This is a genomic window from Enterobacter cloacae complex sp. SHL020 (assembly GCF_049236945.1).
Lineage (GTDB): Bacteria > Pseudomonadota > Gammaproteobacteria > Enterobacterales > Enterobacteriaceae > Enterobacter > Enterobacter dykesii.
This window is the reverse complement of record NZ_JBMKJF010000001.1, coordinates 904,107-917,863: the sequence shown is the minus strand read 5'-3', so window position 1 is coordinate 917,863 and position 13,757 is coordinate 904,107. Positions and strand designations below refer to the sequence as shown.

Sequence of the window (13,757 nt, the reverse complement as noted above, 5' to 3'; positions counted from 1 at the left end):
AAAATCAGTGTTCAGTCAGACGCTGCCAGATTGCTGACACGTATTTGACCTGATGAAGAGCATCCGAAATAGCCTTGTGAGGTTCTCCCTCAAATGGGATCTCATAGCGAGGCTTGCAGCCAACGGCTTTACCCAACTCGACAATGGTTCTTACATCCCGGTTATTCCAGAATTTCCATGGGCAGGGGATCCCCGTACGGTCATAAGATGCCTCAAGCAGGACATTGTCATAAGTGGCACCATTACCCCAGACCTGAACAGAATCAGGGCCGTTAACCGCATTCTCGCCTATAAACTCATTTAGCTGCAGTAATGCATCATCGAGCGGAATAGCGTCATCCATTACCAACTCAGAGCGCGCTTCGGGCGAAGCTTTTAGCCAGAAGATAATGGTAGATGCATCCGGAACTCCGCCGCTGGCCATGGCTGATTCCAGGCTAATAACTTTGTAAAATTCCGATCCGGTATTACCTGTAGATGGATCAAAGAACACGGCCCCGATAGATACGACTGGTGAATCAGCTTTTTTACCAAAAGCTTCAATGTCGATCATAAGGTGTGTATAGAGCATTTCAGGGTCGGTATAATTATGATGACCGGAATCATTATTTATGGCAGTTGTGCTGCTATAAGTCTCAGTAGTGCTTGCGCCTGAGATAGTTTCTTCCGTGCCTTCTGATAACGCAGCACCGTCCGGGGTTTCATCATTGCCAGTTTCTTCCATCTGCACATTATCAACGTACTCCGCCGCGGTATTTTGTTGGACATTTACAGCGTTGCTGGTGGCCAGCCCTTCAATAGAAAAAAGACCATTACCAACTTTTTCGAGAACCGGCAGCGTGCCGCCGTCGACTTGCGCACCTTCATTCTGGCCGCCAGTTTCAAAAGCAGAATCAGTCACTATCTCGTTTGTCCAGCTCACCTCCGGGTTATGGCGTGCCGCAACAAGAGTTTCGTCTGATGGTGCAGAATGATCGCTTTCAGTCAGGTTCGCGTTAATGAATCCGCTGAGACGTGCCGGATACAGATAATGTTCTGGGTGAGCGCTACGGATAAGTGCAAAGATAGCCGCACGCGAGTAATCCAAAACTCCCGGGGTTGCACGAAGGGCTTTAGACCATTCCTTGAACGGACTTTCTTTCTTACTAACAATCTCTTTAGCCCGACGGAAAACACCACCAGGGATATCGTAAATGTTGAAATCCATTGGTAACGTGGCCAGCGCAATCTCTAAATCGAGAGTGTCGAGATCATGTTTAAGGTCAGGGTTTCTGTCGGTCTTGTTGCCTCCGCCAGCATTCGTACCGCTTTCAGTACGCTGTATTTCTGCAACGCGATTGCCTTTGGCCCATTCTTTTACCAGCAGGCCGCGGTCAATGTAATCAGTCGCCGCCCAGATTCTGGTGAATCGGAGAACCAAAGCGAGTTCGTGACGCTTTTCCTGGCTGAACACTTTGCGAATGGCGTCGGTATAGCGCCACAGGTCTTTGGTGTCGTAACCCTTAACCTGTTCGCAGTTTTCTGCCGCCAGCAGCAGGTTCTGGACATAGCTATTGTCAGTGTCCATCTCCAGCGCGCTGATACCTTCGTATTCTTCGCGGGTTAAGTGGTGGCGCAGTTCGTCGCAGGTGAACTGGGCGAGTACCTGCTTGCGGAAGGGCATGCGAACGACTGGATAACGTGTGGTTTCGTCATCATTCTTGTCAATCTGGATACCGTTATCAGCTTCAAGACCCTGACCTGCTATAACCCCGGTGTCACTGGTGCTTTCAGATTTCAGAGGGGTAAATTTGCCACTGCGCCAGTCTTCAACTAATTGGTTGTGAACGCTGGCATCTGCTTTAGCCCAGTCAGCCATGAATGCAGCGATATCTTCAGTTTCGTGCGCTTCATCTGGCGCGAATACCTGCTTAATCGCCTGAACCAGTTTCCACTCAGCGTTCAGGCTGAGTTCGGCAACTTCAGGGATGTTGTTCTTCGCCAGCAGCATGTTCTGAAGATAGGTATTGCCTTCATCCAGTGACATTTCGCTGGCAGCCAGCTGCTGCTCTTTAGTGATATGTGACTGGTATTTTTCGCTGGTCATGTGGACGGCAAAACGGACCGCTGGAGTGCGGTTTTCAAGAGGAACACTCTCGACGGTACTTTCGACTTTAACGGTCGGTTCCGGTGCGGCAGTGTTGTCCACGGCTTCAGTTGATCCAGCACCAGCCTTTGGCAGCCAGGTGCGTCCATCGTCCTGCAGTTCGTAGCGTTTGCACCAGGTGTAATCTACTGTGCTTTCTTCCGGCAGGTCGTTGTAAACAGGGAAATCGGTACGGACAGGCTTGCTATAATCCTTGCCCCGGCCGGTTTCAATGCCAGCATCTTCCAGCTCTACATCCAGCTGCAAATTGGCTCGTGCTTCTGATTTAGCCGTGAACCAGATAACGGCATCTTCTTTGCCGGATTTCTGCGTTGCCTTGATTAAATGAAAGAATTCCATATCGGGTCCTTAATTTTGGTTGTAAGATACCCGCAGCTAGTGATTGCCGCCTTGGGTAGTGGTCATTGGTCAAAACTCGATTCCGGAAAGCTTTGGTCGGCTGACCGGGTACTTAACCCGCCTTACGCGGGTTTTGTGCTTTTAGGGGCTGGTAGCAGCCATTGGTCATAACTCGATTAAAACTTGAAAGCAGGCTGTTGGTCTCCAGCCGGTTTATATGGGTAACACACTCCTTTAATGTGCTGCTCTTTGGCAGCTGCATCACAGCCAGATTCGGTTTTGTATACACCGAGCATGATGTCTGAGCATTCCCCGGTGAGGGCACAGACGGTAACGATCAGGGCAAAGAACGAGCTCATGCTTTTAGCTCTGGATTGCCTTTTTGGACCAGTAAATAGCAAAGTTTACGGACCAGAACTTCAAACAGATTTAAGCGAACGGCTTGGCAGCCAGCTTTTTTGCGTGCGAAATCGATCATGGTTAACTCCTGTGTGCCTTTAACGCCAGGCTGGCGGAACGGTAAACCTGCTGCGCGATTGTCTTGTCATCTCATCCGGTGTTTCGTATGCCGCCGGCAGCTACTTCGTGGGCGTCCTGCCTCGATGACACGTTTCGATAGAAATATTATTATCAATTCAATCGATACATGTCAATTTAAATCGATAGCATGGTGCGAAAGAACGCCTGGTCATTGATGACCCGAGCAGGAGAGTTAATTAAAAGAAAGGCTATTTGGTAGGCGGTATCAGATTACGTTTCTGCAGATAAGTCTTTGCAAAATTATCGAGCTCTTCAAGTCTGAGGTCTATAATCTTGATAATTCGTTCTTTTTCATCATCTGTTGGCAATTGTTCGAATGCTTCTAGAAGTCTTTCTTCAAGTTCTGTTGAAGGTTTAACTTGTGGTTTTGGTGACCAGGGATCGTGCTCTTCGAGGGTCTCACCATCTTCCATGAAGAACCATGAGAGTGGATACCCAGTCGCAGCGGGAAGAAGATTCAGTATTTCAGATCTGGGTAAAATGTCAGAATTGCACCAGCCATTAACAGATTGAGCTTTGACTCCCAGTCTGCGCGCCAGCTCAGATTGTGATATTTCGAGATCTTTTATGGCCTTTTGCAATCTCTTACCGAAGTTCATCTCTTCATCCAATTCATCTAGTTATCAGCAATTATACAGATTTTTTCTGTAGCTCTTACTATCGAAATAATTTGACGATATCGATTTAATTTGTTTTATTGTCACTCATCGTTAACTACTGAGAACAAATGATGAAGACATCAATTCAAAAAAAGCTCTTATCGATTTGCAGTCAGGCTGAACTAGGACGCCGGATGAAAAGGAGAGCCCAAACTGTAAACGGCTGGTTCAAAAACAAAATTCCCGGAGAACTGGTGCTCAAAGTGAGTAAGGCCGTCGATTGGCAAGTTACTCCTAATGAATTACGACCTGATCTTTATCCCAATCCAAAAGATGGTTTACCTCAGAAGGAGGCTTAATCATGCAGTCAGCTACATATCAACATCATAACCAACGCCTGGCCGGACCGCTGAAAACTCAAAATCAATTTATGGCGCATCGGCGAGATTGCTTTAAGCACCGTTCAATACAGGTTGCAGTTCGGGAGTGGGAATCCACTTTGCCCGGCCAGGCGCAGGAGAAAATCGCTCAGATGGTGGCTGAGCAGTGGGCGAAGGAAGGGGGCCGCGGTATCGCGGTCAACAAGCAGAATTTATTCCGGTATCTGAAAAACGAAGGTGGTTCGGAAAAATACACCGCATACATCATGCAACTGTCGGGGGCAATCGTCGCCGCTATGCCCATTGAGATCGCCAGAAAGCATGGACTCAGTAACGCCAGAACGGAAGCCGAGCTGGTGGCGAGCGCTATCAAAGAATGCAGTGAGGCACATCAGGCGAAGTTGCTGGGCGCACCGCTGCAAAAGCTTGAGAAGGAGATCCGCGAAGCGGCAATCGCTTTATTCAACATGTTACCTGCTGACGCGGCGGGACCACTACTGGCGAGCATCAGCGCCGTAGCGCCGCAATTTTTTTAATCGAGTTTTGACCAATGAATTCAACCCGGAGGCTTCATGAGCATTGATGCAATGCGGTGGGCCAAGAAAGTTAAGACCGGAAAATCCTCCAGTAAGGCGATCCTGACCTGGCTGGCTGATATGTGCGGCGCTGACTTGTGCGCTTACCCGTCCGTCGCTGCGCTTGCAGAGGCTACTGAGATGGACAGAAAGACGGTGCTTGCAGGCTTGCAGCATCTGCAGGAAATCGGCCTGGTTGTCGACACAGGTGAACGGCGCGGCAGGACAAAGCAAATTCCTGTGTACAAGCTGGTTGGTGTTGAGGAAAGCATACCCGATGCCGAACAGATCCAAAACCGGAACTCTTTAAAGGATCCCAAAAACGGGACGGTTAATTTGAACCGTACCGAAAACGGAACTGTTAATACAAACAGTGCCATTAACGGGACTATTTCAGGAAATAAGGGTACCAAAAACGGGATTGTTAACAGTTCATATTTTAACCAAAGAGTGCCGTTTTTCCCTTTAAACAGTCCCAAAAACGGGACACGGAATCTACCAAGGAACCATAAAGATCTAAACCCCACACATAGAGAACTGGTCGAACCTGTTATTCCTGATTATCCGGATCAGCCAGGTATCGGAATTGGGCAACAGCAGCCATTCGGCAAATTCCGGATGTTTGAAGACTGGAAGCCAACAGCCGACTTTGCACGACAGGCAAACCTGTGGGGCATGCCGCTCAAGGCAGGCATAAATATCGAAGCCGAGCTGAGCAGTTTCATCGCTTACTGGCAAGCCGAAGGGAAAGTGTTTCATCAAATTCAGTGGGAGCAGAAGTTCTCTCGCCACCTGGATCGCGCAAAGGTTCTGAAAGCACCACAAACGGGAGGTACCGAGAATGCATCAGTTAGACCACAGCCAGCAGCATCCCGAGCTGTTCAGCAAATACAGTCAGCACACGCAGAGTGGCGACGCCGGAACGGACTTGATGGCGGCAGAGACAGCGTGGCGGTTATGGCAGGTGATGGGGGAAATCTTCTCGAACCGCTGGACGCAGAAGAATGGGGCAGAACCCACGGCCCTGTGGATAGCTCAGATAGGTTCGATGACTGAGAGCCAGATCAAACTGGTTTGTCAGCAATGCATGGACCGTTGCGCGGTAGGTAACACATGGCCCCCGGATCTTGCTGAGTTCGTTTCGCTGGTTTCAGATAGTGGTGCAAATCCGTTCGGGCTGACATCTGACCGGGTGATGAGTGAATACCGTCGCTGGCGTAACGAGTCGTATCGTTTTTCGGGTAGTGACAAATATCCCTGGCCCCAGCCGGTGCTCTATCACATCTGTATCGAAATGCGCAGAACTGGTGTTGAGCGTCAGATGACCGAGGGGGAACTTAAAAAACTGGCAGAGAAGTTATTAACCAAATGGACGAAGCACGTAAGCAACGGGCTTTCAGTTCCACCAATCCGTCGGCAGCTAGCTGCACCGCAGCATCCGGCAGGGCCAACTCCGGCACAGCTACTGATGGAAGAGTACCAACGCCGTAAAGCGGCAGGTTTAACCAACTAATCGAGTATTGACCAATGACCAAAACATTAACCCAAAAAGAACAGGTAGCGGTATTCGTGCGCTACCAACCGAACTGCGCCGTAGGCGATGTTTCCGATGCGTTGGACTTGGCTGGCGGCACAGCTGGCAGATTGCTGCGTGAGCTCAGTGACGAAGGCGTGATCATTCGATCACGTAACAGCGTTCAGTACACATACAGGGCGGTACCGCACGCAGATATTCCAGACGTAATCCTCCCGTGCATGGTTGAAAAAAGTGATCCGGTCAGGATGCAGGCCGCCGAGCAGAAAGCGAAGGAGCTAGAGGAGAGGGGGCTTTGGCGAAGAGCAGCAGCAGTATATTCGGACATGTTTGGTATCGCCGGTAGCGCTGTTGAAGTAGCCCGTATTGCCAAGCGCCGTAAAGACTGTCTGCGCCAGGCGGGGAGGGTATGACTATGGCGAGCAATAAGCTCAGGATTATCCTTCGCGCGATTCAGCACGGCGGCGAGATCACCCCGCGGCAAGTTCGCCAGTTGCTGGGCTGCGACAGCAAAAAGGCCTGTCGCCTACTGGAGCATCTCGTTTCTGCTGGCGCCGCGAAGAACATCGGTCAGCGACACCACCCGGTGTACGTGATGCAGCCAGGCGGGGAAACATGCATTAAGCCATCACCGGTGGTTCGCAAGAAGTCCGGTATCATCGAAGTTTGCCGCCAGAACTGGCGGGATTATCAGATCCACAAAGTCATTGGGAGCACCCGCGCATAAACCAACCTCTAAATGCTGGTGGCATCCGGCATTAAACAGTCGCAAAACTCTATTGAGAAAGAGATATTATTTTGGTATCAATATACTTAATCAAGAGTTCGAGACTTACGGAGCTCCTGTTAGTGGTACTTGGGCACTGGTTTTAGGTGTGTTCTCATCCTTAGTAACGATCGGTGATTGGCTTAACCGTCTGATCATTAGCTTTTTCAACATTGAGGATGTGAATATGAAAAAAAACTGTGGAACACTTGTGTTCATCCTAGCTGTGTACGGTGCGGCGCTGTGGGAACATCATCAGTAACCGATAAACCCAAGGAACACTATCAGCCGTAAGCCTTTAACAGTCGCCGGGAGTAGCCTCCTAACCCACACCAAATCAATGGCCTCGTTATGCGAGGCCATAACTTAAAAATTAATTGTATCGAATGCTATCAATTTAGCTTCCAGAGGACGCAATTTATGACAATGAGAAAAGTAACATTCAAAAAAGGTAATGAAGAAATAAGTTGCGATTGCTTCTAACTCGCTGATACCGCTGATTCGCAAGGGTATTTTGGTTATTTTTCTAAAGATAATTTCGGTATGTTCGAAAATAAATTTTCATACCCTGTGGAGAAAATTGGAGAAGAATATATCGTTTTTCTTCCGCAATAATATAAGCTCCTCAGCGTAATTTTAAATTTGATTTCTTCTGGCGCTTTAATTTCTCTCTTATAAAATCACTCTCGCCATTCCGCCCGTTAACTAAATAATGTACTTCACAAAAGACTCGATAATTCGAAAAGAAATCAGAAAGTGCCGCTTGTAAGTCTTTTGCCCATTGTATACGATTAACTTCTGCATCAAAAAATTGACGCACGGATTCTGTGTTTTCTCTGAGATGAAAAACATTATTTCTAAAAATTCTGAGTGAATTCGAATTTTCTTTCATCAACTTTCCAATTTTGTCTGAAATTGATATAAGTTCTTTAAATTCATTGGGGCGCTCTTTAGCCAATAAGATTCGCATGTTTAGGTTACGAAAGCCCTCGCAGACCACACCTAAGAAACCTAACCAAGTAAAAAGATAAACTCGCATGTCAAATTCATCACGATGAATTAATGATCCATTTTTTTTCATTTTTTGTTTGAGTTTATTGTAATTTCGCAACATAAGTTCAGCCGTTTCGAAATAATGAATCTGCAGTGTTAAAACATGATCTTGATTACGGCTAGGAAGTTTATCCTCAGGGGCGCGAGCGTCTATATCTAAAGCATATTTTAATGGAGCGTTAGCAATGTAATACAGACCTTGATTCAAAGGCGATAAATGTCCTTTTTCTAATTCTTGCTTTAAGTGATCATCTACATCATTATAATTACTAAAGCCATATATGGGTAATCTACTACCTGCAAATGCAGTTAACCACCAAGAGTTAAATCCACCTATCTCACCATGTTCACCGAAATCAAAATCAACAGTTCCAGAGTTTAAATCTACTCGACATCCAGCACCATGTTTAAAATATTTCACACCATCTGTTAACTCACCTGAAAATGGAATGTCATAATCAATCCATTCATTGCAAGAGGACGGCATTTGAATACCGGAGCGATACATTAGTTTTAGAGCGTCCTCAACATGGCTTTGAAAGTCTATAATCAAATGATAGAGGTTTACATTCACAGCTCACACTCACTTCTGGTTTCTTTAAAAAGAATACTATGTGTCCCGGACGAACAAGTAGTTTACCACTTTGCCTTAAAAGCGCGACAAGTATACATGTTTATCAGTATCGTCGCGAAATGAATCAAATTATTGATATATATTATTTTTCATGTGGTTCTTGATGTGGTTATTTTTTGATTAGATCCTTTTTGTTTACCATTTCGTGCGGTTAAAGCGTTGATCAAAACTATCTTGCGATGTACTGTATGGATATACAGTTATCGCGGTGGAGACAACGATGAAAATAGAATTACCCATTGATCTTGCTCAAGAACTTCCTCAGAGCGTGGTTCCGACACTGGAAAAAGAACTGTTAAACGGCTCCAGAATCAGTTCGCTGAGTGCAGCCTGGTCATACGCCGTGCAGGCTCCAATTGGTTAAATGTTTACGGTGGTGAGAAAGAAGCTGAGCAGATGGTTGATGAAATCATCCAGAAGACTTGGGAAAGTGCAGACAACTGGTTTTATTGATACAGCATGCAATGACTTTCCAGTGTGGAGGGATAGTGTTGAAACGGATAAAAGAATTACCTAGTAAGGGCTACGCGGTTATTAGATGCCACGATGGGGTTATTGTTGCGAGACTGCACTCATTTCCTGACAGTGGGCGCGCACTCATGTACCGACGAGGCGACGAGGTGTCGTTCATGCCGTTACAAGATGATGAGATGGTAGGAACACCGACACTCTTTACGCAGATGCTTGAGCGGGCTGGTTATCGAATAGCAAAAAGTGGGTATCATTGAGCTAGTATTCATAGCAACGGACTGCGCCCTCACTTAAGTGATGGCGCAGAAAGTAAAGGTATCTGAATTGAAATTTATATCACTCCCAAACATTGTTATTCAAACTCAATCTTTATTATTATGTTCAACAATCGGCAGTTTATTGGTTACTATCTCATCAAGAGTACCATAAAGCATTGAGTTATTGATGTTATGTAAGCCCCTCTTTGCCCTTTTCGTCAGTTCTACATGTGGAATGTTATCAACTATACTAATTTCAAAAATACCTTGGTATTCATGAGCTAGTGTTGTTAATTGGTCACTTAAGTTTTCATTTTTCTTAACTAGTGCTTCTTTCTCAATGCGAAGTTCAGATACGTCTTTGGTAAGAATTTTGATGTCACTTTTTGCGTGCTCGATACTCTGTTCAAGTTCCTTTATGGTTGAGTTTAAATTTAGGTTTATATCTGAAAGTTGCTTGCGAACATTTTCACTCTGCGCAACAGACTCTTTTTCTGAGCGAAGTAATGTTCGCAGGCTATTTTCCTCCGCCTTACTGTCACTCAACCTAGCCTGAAGATCTTTAACTTCAACCTCATATGATAAGACTTGGTCGTTTAATTTGCTATTCTCATTTTTTATTGACTCTATGCTTTCCTCAATAAATCTTTCTTCTTTTTTATCAGCTAATTTTTTTCTTGCTTCAATTTCTGCTATTGATTGTTGCAATTCTGCTACTCTGATTTTTGATGATAGAGTTAGTTCAATTGTTTCAGAATTGGGCTTGTCTTGGATTTTAGTAATTATTTTATTTATTTGTGGTAATAAGAAAGCTATTAAAACAGAGGTGCAAAGAGGTGCAAGCAAGTATGAGCCTATTTCAAAATTAGAATTTATAAATTCAATTCTAGATTCAATTTCTTTTTTACTGAAAAATAAAATGGCAAGCATTGGCCAATTAAATGCAATCCAAGAAAAAACAAACACCCCTAAAAAAGGGCTTTTTACTCTCTCAAGAGAAGTTTGTCGAAAAGAAGCGAAGAGGTCGCGAATAAACTCCAACATGTCACATTCCTTGGTAGGCATTCCGATTATGATAGATAAGGGGTGATAATCGCTATCAAGCATACTACTCCGACTCATCTCAAGAAAGATGCTTGAGTAGGTATAACATAACTTAGTAAACCGTGTTAATCTCTTTAAAGGTCTGAACAACCTAGCCTGCTGCGCCACTGGAGAGAAACCATGGCGCAAAAATCAAACCAGAATGAACCCTTACTGACCCCTCAAAGGGCCAGCAATTTTCTTTTGATGTCACTCCTGCAGGAGGCGGCATGAAGAAAAGCTGGTTCACTCACACCGGGCTGACAACCGAAGAAGCCAATGAACTGGTGGCTCGCTACAAGTCTAAAGGCGTCCCCGTCGAGAAAAGCCTCGATATTGACCCTCGTCTTTGGATAGTCAGCGCATTACTACCTCAGCAAAAATCCTCAGCTAAGACAGCGCAAAGTATGCGTTCCCGGGCATGGGGGTGATCGTGACAGTCTACAACATCCTCCCGATGGGTAAGCCACGCATGACGCGTTCAGACAAATGGAAGAAGCGCCCTGAAGTTATGCGTTACAGGGCCTTTTGCGATCACGTCCGGTTCCTGGGCATTTGTATGCCTGAATCAAATTCACACGTTACCTTCGTTCTTCCGATGCCGAAGAGCTGGAGCAAAAAGAAGCGCACAGAAATGAACGGGCAGCCCCATCAGGGTAAACCCGATCTCGATAACCTGATGAAGTCTCTGATGGATGCGCTCTTCGAGGACGACACGCATATCTGGGATTCAAGGATAACAAAGCTCTGGGGCGAAAATGGGCAAATTATTATCAGGGAGAGCGAGTGATGCGTGCTCTTCTTCAACCTGTTATTGCGAGAGAGTTGGGTGTCGTTCTGTTGAAGCCGGGCAGAGAGCTGATGGAGTTGTTCACCGCAGGAAGAGTGTTGATCGAGCGCCAGCCTGAAAGCATGGCCGGGTGTCAAACTGGTCGTGTTTCGGATGCGCGGCAGCCACTGGCTGAAAACGAGCAGCTGCGAAGCTTCTTTTTGAATGAACAGGTTCTGGCTGCTGCTGGTGGTATAAGCGGGCTTGATTACTGGTTGCTGAAGTACGGCGGCGGCGATTGCCAATACGCTCATAGCGATTACCACTACCACGAACTAACCATTATGCACCATGAGCCTGGCTCCATCCTGCTTTGTGGCTATTGTGATAACCACTTGCGAGAGCAGCGTACCGAAGCACTGGCAGAGCTGGCACGCAGAAATGTAATTGCCTTTGTTCTGGATTCGGTTCGTATTTCACTCGCTATCGACAAAAGCCGCGAGATTTCCCTCGCTGAACTCTGCTGGTGGGCAGTTCGTAAAGGGGTTACGGATGCACTTCCAGAATCCTGCGTTCGTGAAGCGCTTCGTTTACCTCAAGAAAGCAGGATTGGTCGTGAAAGCGATATTACGCCTTCAGTATCGGCCACCAGCATCCTCGGGGAATTAGTTTCATCCGCTGACCTGCCTGATGCGCTGACCGAACCTCTGGTGGGGGTGATGGTGGATCCGGCGCCGCCTCAGTCTTTCATGCGTCGACCAAAGCGTCTTCGCTGGGAAAGTCGCGATTATCTGAATTGGGTGAAAACACAGCCCTGTGAATGCTGCCAGCAGCAATCAGACGACCCACATCACTTAATCGGATGGGGGCAGGGTGGCATGGCGACAAAAGCGCATGACATCTTCTCCATACCACTTTGCCGAAAGCATCACACCGAACTGCATAACGACCGACTGGCATTCGAGCGCAAATATGGCTCGCAGCTGGAAATGATCATTAGAGTGCTGGACCGGGCCTACGCGCTCGGCGTTCTGGCGTAAGGAGCGAACAGGATGACACCACGTCAACGCCGTAATCATATTGAAGCGCTGGGTAAAGCAGCGAGTGCGCCGCGTAAAAGCTGGCTGGGTAAAAGCATGCTTCTTACAAGTATTCAGTCGGCATGGATTAAATCATTGCTGACAACATGGGGCGAGGGGGTAAGCGGTGGAACAGCCCCACGATTGCCTCGCGCTCATGCATGCTGGGATGTTCTTAAGGGCGGGCGATGGTCGGATAAGGCATTGTCTCGCTTTACAGCTGCACTGGAACAAGCTCGAGCAGAGGGATTCAGAGGGCCGCAGGCGTTAAATCGTGCTCACGCCATTTTGTGGCCACAGCCCGCCACCAGCATCATTGATGAAGCTATGCAAAATGATGACGTTGATTTTGTCGAGCAGTCAGTGCTACAGGCGCTTGATGTAAATGACCCGGTTTATATCGTCGGTCTGCAGTATTACACCACACGCAAAAAAATCTCAGACATTACGCGGGAACTACAGTCTATCGCACCGTGGCTAACGGATTGGGAGGCCAGAAAACGAGTTCGCTGGTGCCTGGAGATATTCAGGGCGAAGGTCTTTTTATCTACGCGGAAACTCATGGCTGAGCAGAGCTGAATGATTGGTTTTTGACTTTTCGTGCTCTACTTCTATTTATATATTGAAAACTAGCCAGGGATTTAGATAATTCATTCATGCTTGGCAGAGCTGCGCCGCGATGGCAGCGAACATAAGCGACAATTTGAACATGACGAGAGCCCCGCCAGTCGGGGCTTTTGCTTTACGGCGATACGACAGGGGTATTCGCGAGGTGCATTGCATCAATACCCCTGTCATATCGTCGTTTGTATCCCTTCACTCAATACCGAAGCATAAGAAAAATGTTATGAACTGCTAAAAAAGAAGATGCTGTGTTTTTTGCGACTGGTGGAATCGGCATATTTTTTATAGATTATCTCTTGCACCACACAGCTGAAAATTCAAAACAGGGGATAAAAATGCATTTTTTAAATGGATTCAATGGTTTTTTTCATTCCGGTGAGGCTACAACTCCATCTGTCATGAGCAATAACCCTTCAAAAATCGTAGGGAAAATTGAACCAAATCAAACATTAGCAATGGGTTATTATTCCTTCACGAAACCGGATGATTTCGAACCTTACGAGCAAGAATGCTATTATAACGTTGCAAAAATGATTGAAATCAATGGTGGGGAGCCTGTTTATGGCTGGGTTCTGTGGGAAAGTAGTTCAATGATCGAGGCAGAGGCACATTGCCTGTACAGGAATGTTGATGGGGTCGTTTTGGATATCACGCCACGTGTGTCTGGCGAAGATAAGATTCTTTTCGTTCCAGACTCACGAATTAAAATCTCCTTGAAACATCTTGGCGGAACATCTTTTTCGATGACCCAACACACTAATCCACAACTAATGATTTCATCAAATCAATTCGTACCCTCGAGGGCAGTAGAATTAAAATTTGACCAAAGTGAAATCAGGGTTATTAAATTAGGTGATTACAAAAATAGCTTCTTGTTTGAATAAATCGAAATAGTCCTTAATAAGGCT

General features: G+C 46.4%; 19 protein-coding genes. 13 read left to right on the top strand and 6 right to left on the bottom strand.

All coding sequences use genetic code 11. The features are described 5' to 3' along the window. Window positions 1–4 precede the first annotated feature (4 nt). The 4 genes from ACOTZB_RS04515 to ACOTZB_RS04500 form a co-directional block, all read right to left on the bottom strand. Window positions 5–2,485 carry an exonuclease gene (locus ACOTZB_RS04515; RefSeq protein WP_080337274.1) on the bottom strand — a complete coding sequence of 827 codons (2,481 nt, stop codon included), beginning with the start codon at window positions 2,483–2,485 and terminating at the stop codon, window positions 5–7. 176 nt (window positions 2,486–2,661) lie between these two features. After that, a complete protein-coding gene (locus ACOTZB_RS04510) occupies window positions 2,662–2,844 on the bottom strand; it encodes a DUF1482 family protein (protein WP_042863370.1) in 183 nt (60 codons plus the stop codon). Next, window positions 2,841–2,963, bottom strand: a complete 123-nt coding sequence (locus ACOTZB_RS04505) for a hypothetical protein (RefSeq protein WP_262485851.1) — start codon at window positions 2,961–2,963, stop codon at window positions 2,841–2,843. The genes ACOTZB_RS04510 and ACOTZB_RS04505 overlap by 4 nt, the downstream gene beginning before the upstream one ends. A 250-nt stretch (window positions 2,964–3,213) precedes the next feature. Further along, a complete protein-coding gene (locus ACOTZB_RS04500; protein ID WP_149323875.1) occupies window positions 3,214–3,624 on the bottom strand; it encodes a helix-turn-helix domain-containing protein in 411 nt (136 codons plus the stop codon). Window positions 3,625–3,752: 128 nt separating this feature from the next. On the opposite strand from ACOTZB_RS04500, the gene ACOTZB_RS04495 reads away from it, so the two are divergent. From ACOTZB_RS04495 to ACOTZB_RS04470, 6 genes are read left to right on the top strand one after another with little or no spacing between them, the layout of a single operon-like run. After that, the gene (locus ACOTZB_RS04495; protein WP_010433056.1) at window positions 3,753–3,983 is read left to right on the top strand and encodes a transcriptional regulator; all 231 of its coding nucleotides are present in this window, start codon (window positions 3,753–3,755) and stop codon (window positions 3,981–3,983) included. Window positions 3,984–3,985: 2 nt separating this feature from the next. Further along, the gene (locus ACOTZB_RS04490; protein WP_047364301.1) at window positions 3,986–4,540 is read left to right on the top strand and encodes a toxin YdaT family protein; all 555 of its coding nucleotides are present in this window, start codon (window positions 3,986–3,988) and stop codon (window positions 4,538–4,540) included. Window positions 4,541–4,576: 36 nt separating this feature from the next. Continuing rightward, window positions 4,577–5,635, top strand: coding sequence for a DnaT-like ssDNA-binding domain-containing protein (locus tag ACOTZB_RS04485; protein ID WP_149323874.1), 1,059 nt, complete (start codon window positions 4,577–4,579; stop codon window positions 5,633–5,635). Beyond that, on the top strand, window positions 5,547–6,092 hold the full coding sequence (locus tag ACOTZB_RS04480; protein ID WP_149323893.1) for a replication protein P: 546 nt from the start codon (window positions 5,547–5,549) through the stop codon (window positions 6,090–6,092). Before ACOTZB_RS04485 ends, ACOTZB_RS04480 begins: the two co-directional genes overlap by 89 nt. A gap of 14 nt (window positions 6,093–6,106) precedes the next feature. Continuing rightward, a complete protein-coding gene (locus ACOTZB_RS04475) occupies window positions 6,107–6,526 on the top strand; it encodes a PerC family transcriptional regulator (RefSeq protein ID WP_149323873.1) in 420 nt (139 codons plus the stop codon). Window positions 6,527–6,528: 2 nt separating this feature from the next. After that, entirely contained in the window at window positions 6,529–6,840 is a 312-nt protein-coding gene (locus ACOTZB_RS04470; protein WP_149323872.1) for a hypothetical protein, read from the top strand. A gap of 664 nt (window positions 6,841–7,504) precedes the next feature. Here ACOTZB_RS04470 and ACOTZB_RS04465 read toward each other — a convergent pair. Then, on the bottom strand, window positions 7,505–8,440 hold the full coding sequence (locus ACOTZB_RS04465; RefSeq protein WP_240168054.1) for a DUF6896 domain-containing protein: 936 nt from the start codon (window positions 8,438–8,440) through the stop codon (window positions 7,505–7,507). Between the two features lie 346 nt (window positions 8,441–8,786). Between ACOTZB_RS04465 and ACOTZB_RS04460 the strand changes: the two genes are divergently transcribed. Further along, window positions 8,787–8,930, top strand: coding sequence for a hypothetical protein (locus ACOTZB_RS04460; RefSeq protein ID WP_316326011.1), 144 nt, complete (start codon window positions 8,787–8,789; stop codon window positions 8,928–8,930). Next, entirely contained in the window at window positions 8,897–9,019 is a 123-nt protein-coding gene (locus tag ACOTZB_RS04455) for a DinI-like family protein (protein ID WP_338031139.1), read from the top strand. The genes ACOTZB_RS04460 and ACOTZB_RS04455 overlap by 34 nt, the downstream gene beginning before the upstream one ends. Before the next feature lie 380 nt (window positions 9,020–9,399). Here the strand turns inward: ACOTZB_RS04455 and ACOTZB_RS04450 are convergent, their stop codons facing one another. Continuing rightward, window positions 9,400–10,338 carry a hypothetical protein gene (locus ACOTZB_RS04450; RefSeq protein ID WP_149323869.1) on the bottom strand — a complete coding sequence of 313 codons (939 nt, stop codon included), beginning with the start codon at window positions 10,336–10,338 and terminating at the stop codon, window positions 9,400–9,402. A gap of 269 nt (window positions 10,339–10,607) precedes the next feature. Here ACOTZB_RS04450 and ACOTZB_RS04445 point away from each other — a divergent pair, with 269 nt between their 5' ends. The 5 genes from ACOTZB_RS04445 to ACOTZB_RS04425 all read left to right on the top strand — a co-directional run bounded on the left by ACOTZB_RS04445 (window position 10,608) and on the right by ACOTZB_RS04425 (window position 13,733). Further along, window positions 10,608–10,808, top strand: coding sequence for a hypothetical protein (locus ACOTZB_RS04445; protein ID WP_047174588.1), 201 nt, complete (start codon window positions 10,608–10,610; stop codon window positions 10,806–10,808). Continuing rightward, a complete protein-coding gene (locus ACOTZB_RS04440; protein WP_049023545.1) occupies window positions 10,799–11,167 on the top strand; it encodes a RusA family crossover junction endodeoxyribonuclease in 369 nt (122 codons plus the stop codon). Before ACOTZB_RS04445 ends, ACOTZB_RS04440 begins: the two co-directional genes overlap by 10 nt. Next, window positions 11,167–12,186, top strand: a complete 1,020-nt coding sequence (locus ACOTZB_RS04435) for a DUF968 domain-containing protein (RefSeq protein ID WP_149323868.1) — start codon at window positions 11,167–11,169, stop codon at window positions 12,184–12,186. Before ACOTZB_RS04440 ends, ACOTZB_RS04435 begins: the two co-directional genes overlap by 1 nt. Before the next feature lie 12 nt (window positions 12,187–12,198). After that, window positions 12,199–12,804, top strand: a complete 606-nt coding sequence (locus ACOTZB_RS04430) for a hypothetical protein (protein ID WP_149323867.1) — start codon at window positions 12,199–12,201, stop codon at window positions 12,802–12,804. Window positions 12,805–13,097: 293 nt separating this feature from the next. Then, entirely contained in the window at window positions 13,098–13,733 is a 636-nt protein-coding gene (locus ACOTZB_RS04425) for a hypothetical protein (RefSeq protein WP_149323866.1), read from the top strand. The last annotated feature ends 24 nt before the right edge of the window (window positions 13,734–13,757 follow it).

Coding starts and splice junctions, on each gene's coding strand:
- ACOTZB_RS04515 (WP_080337274.1), bottom strand. CDS start 2,485: ATGGAATTCTTTCATTTAATCAAGGCAACGCAGAAATCCGGCAAAGAA.
- ACOTZB_RS04510 (WP_042863370.1), bottom strand. CDS start 2,844: ATGAGCTCGTTCTTTGCCCTGATCGTTACCGTCTGTGCCCTCACCGGG.
- ACOTZB_RS04505 (WP_262485851.1), bottom strand. CDS start 2,963: ATGATCGATTTCGCACGCAAAAAAGCTGGCTGCCAAGCCGTTCGCTTA.
- ACOTZB_RS04500 (WP_149323875.1), bottom strand. CDS start 3,624: ATGAACTTCGGTAAGAGATTGCAAAAGGCCATAAAAGATCTCGAAATA.
- ACOTZB_RS04495 (WP_010433056.1), top strand. CDS start 3,753: ATGATGAAGACATCAATTCAAAAAAAGCTCTTATCGATTTGCAGTCAG.
- ACOTZB_RS04490 (WP_047364301.1), top strand. CDS start 3,986: ATGCAGTCAGCTACATATCAACATCATAACCAACGCCTGGCCGGACCG.
- ACOTZB_RS04485 (WP_149323874.1), top strand. CDS start 4,577: ATGAGCATTGATGCAATGCGGTGGGCCAAGAAAGTTAAGACCGGAAAA.
- ACOTZB_RS04480 (WP_149323893.1), top strand. CDS start 5,547: ATGGGGGAAATCTTCTCGAACCGCTGGACGCAGAAGAATGGGGCAGAA.
- ACOTZB_RS04475 (WP_149323873.1), top strand. CDS start 6,107: ATGACCAAAACATTAACCCAAAAAGAACAGGTAGCGGTATTCGTGCGC.
- ACOTZB_RS04470 (WP_149323872.1), top strand. CDS start 6,529: ATGGCGAGCAATAAGCTCAGGATTATCCTTCGCGCGATTCAGCACGGC.
- ACOTZB_RS04465 (WP_240168054.1), bottom strand. CDS start 8,440: ATGTATCGCTCCGGTATTCAAATGCCGTCCTCTTGCAATGAATGGATT.
- ACOTZB_RS04460 (WP_316326011.1), top strand. CDS start 8,787: ATGAAAATAGAATTACCCATTGATCTTGCTCAAGAACTTCCTCAGAGC.
- ACOTZB_RS04450 (WP_149323869.1), bottom strand. CDS start 10,338: ATGTTGGAGTTTATTCGCGACCTCTTCGCTTCTTTTCGACAAACTTCT.
- ACOTZB_RS04445 (WP_047174588.1), top strand. CDS start 10,608: ATGAAGAAAAGCTGGTTCACTCACACCGGGCTGACAACCGAAGAAGCC.
- ACOTZB_RS04440 (WP_049023545.1), top strand. CDS start 10,799: ATGGGGGTGATCGTGACAGTCTACAACATCCTCCCGATGGGTAAGCCA.
- ACOTZB_RS04435 (WP_149323868.1), top strand. CDS start 11,167: ATGCGTGCTCTTCTTCAACCTGTTATTGCGAGAGAGTTGGGTGTCGTT.
- ACOTZB_RS04430 (WP_149323867.1), top strand. CDS start 12,199: ATGACACCACGTCAACGCCGTAATCATATTGAAGCGCTGGGTAAAGCA.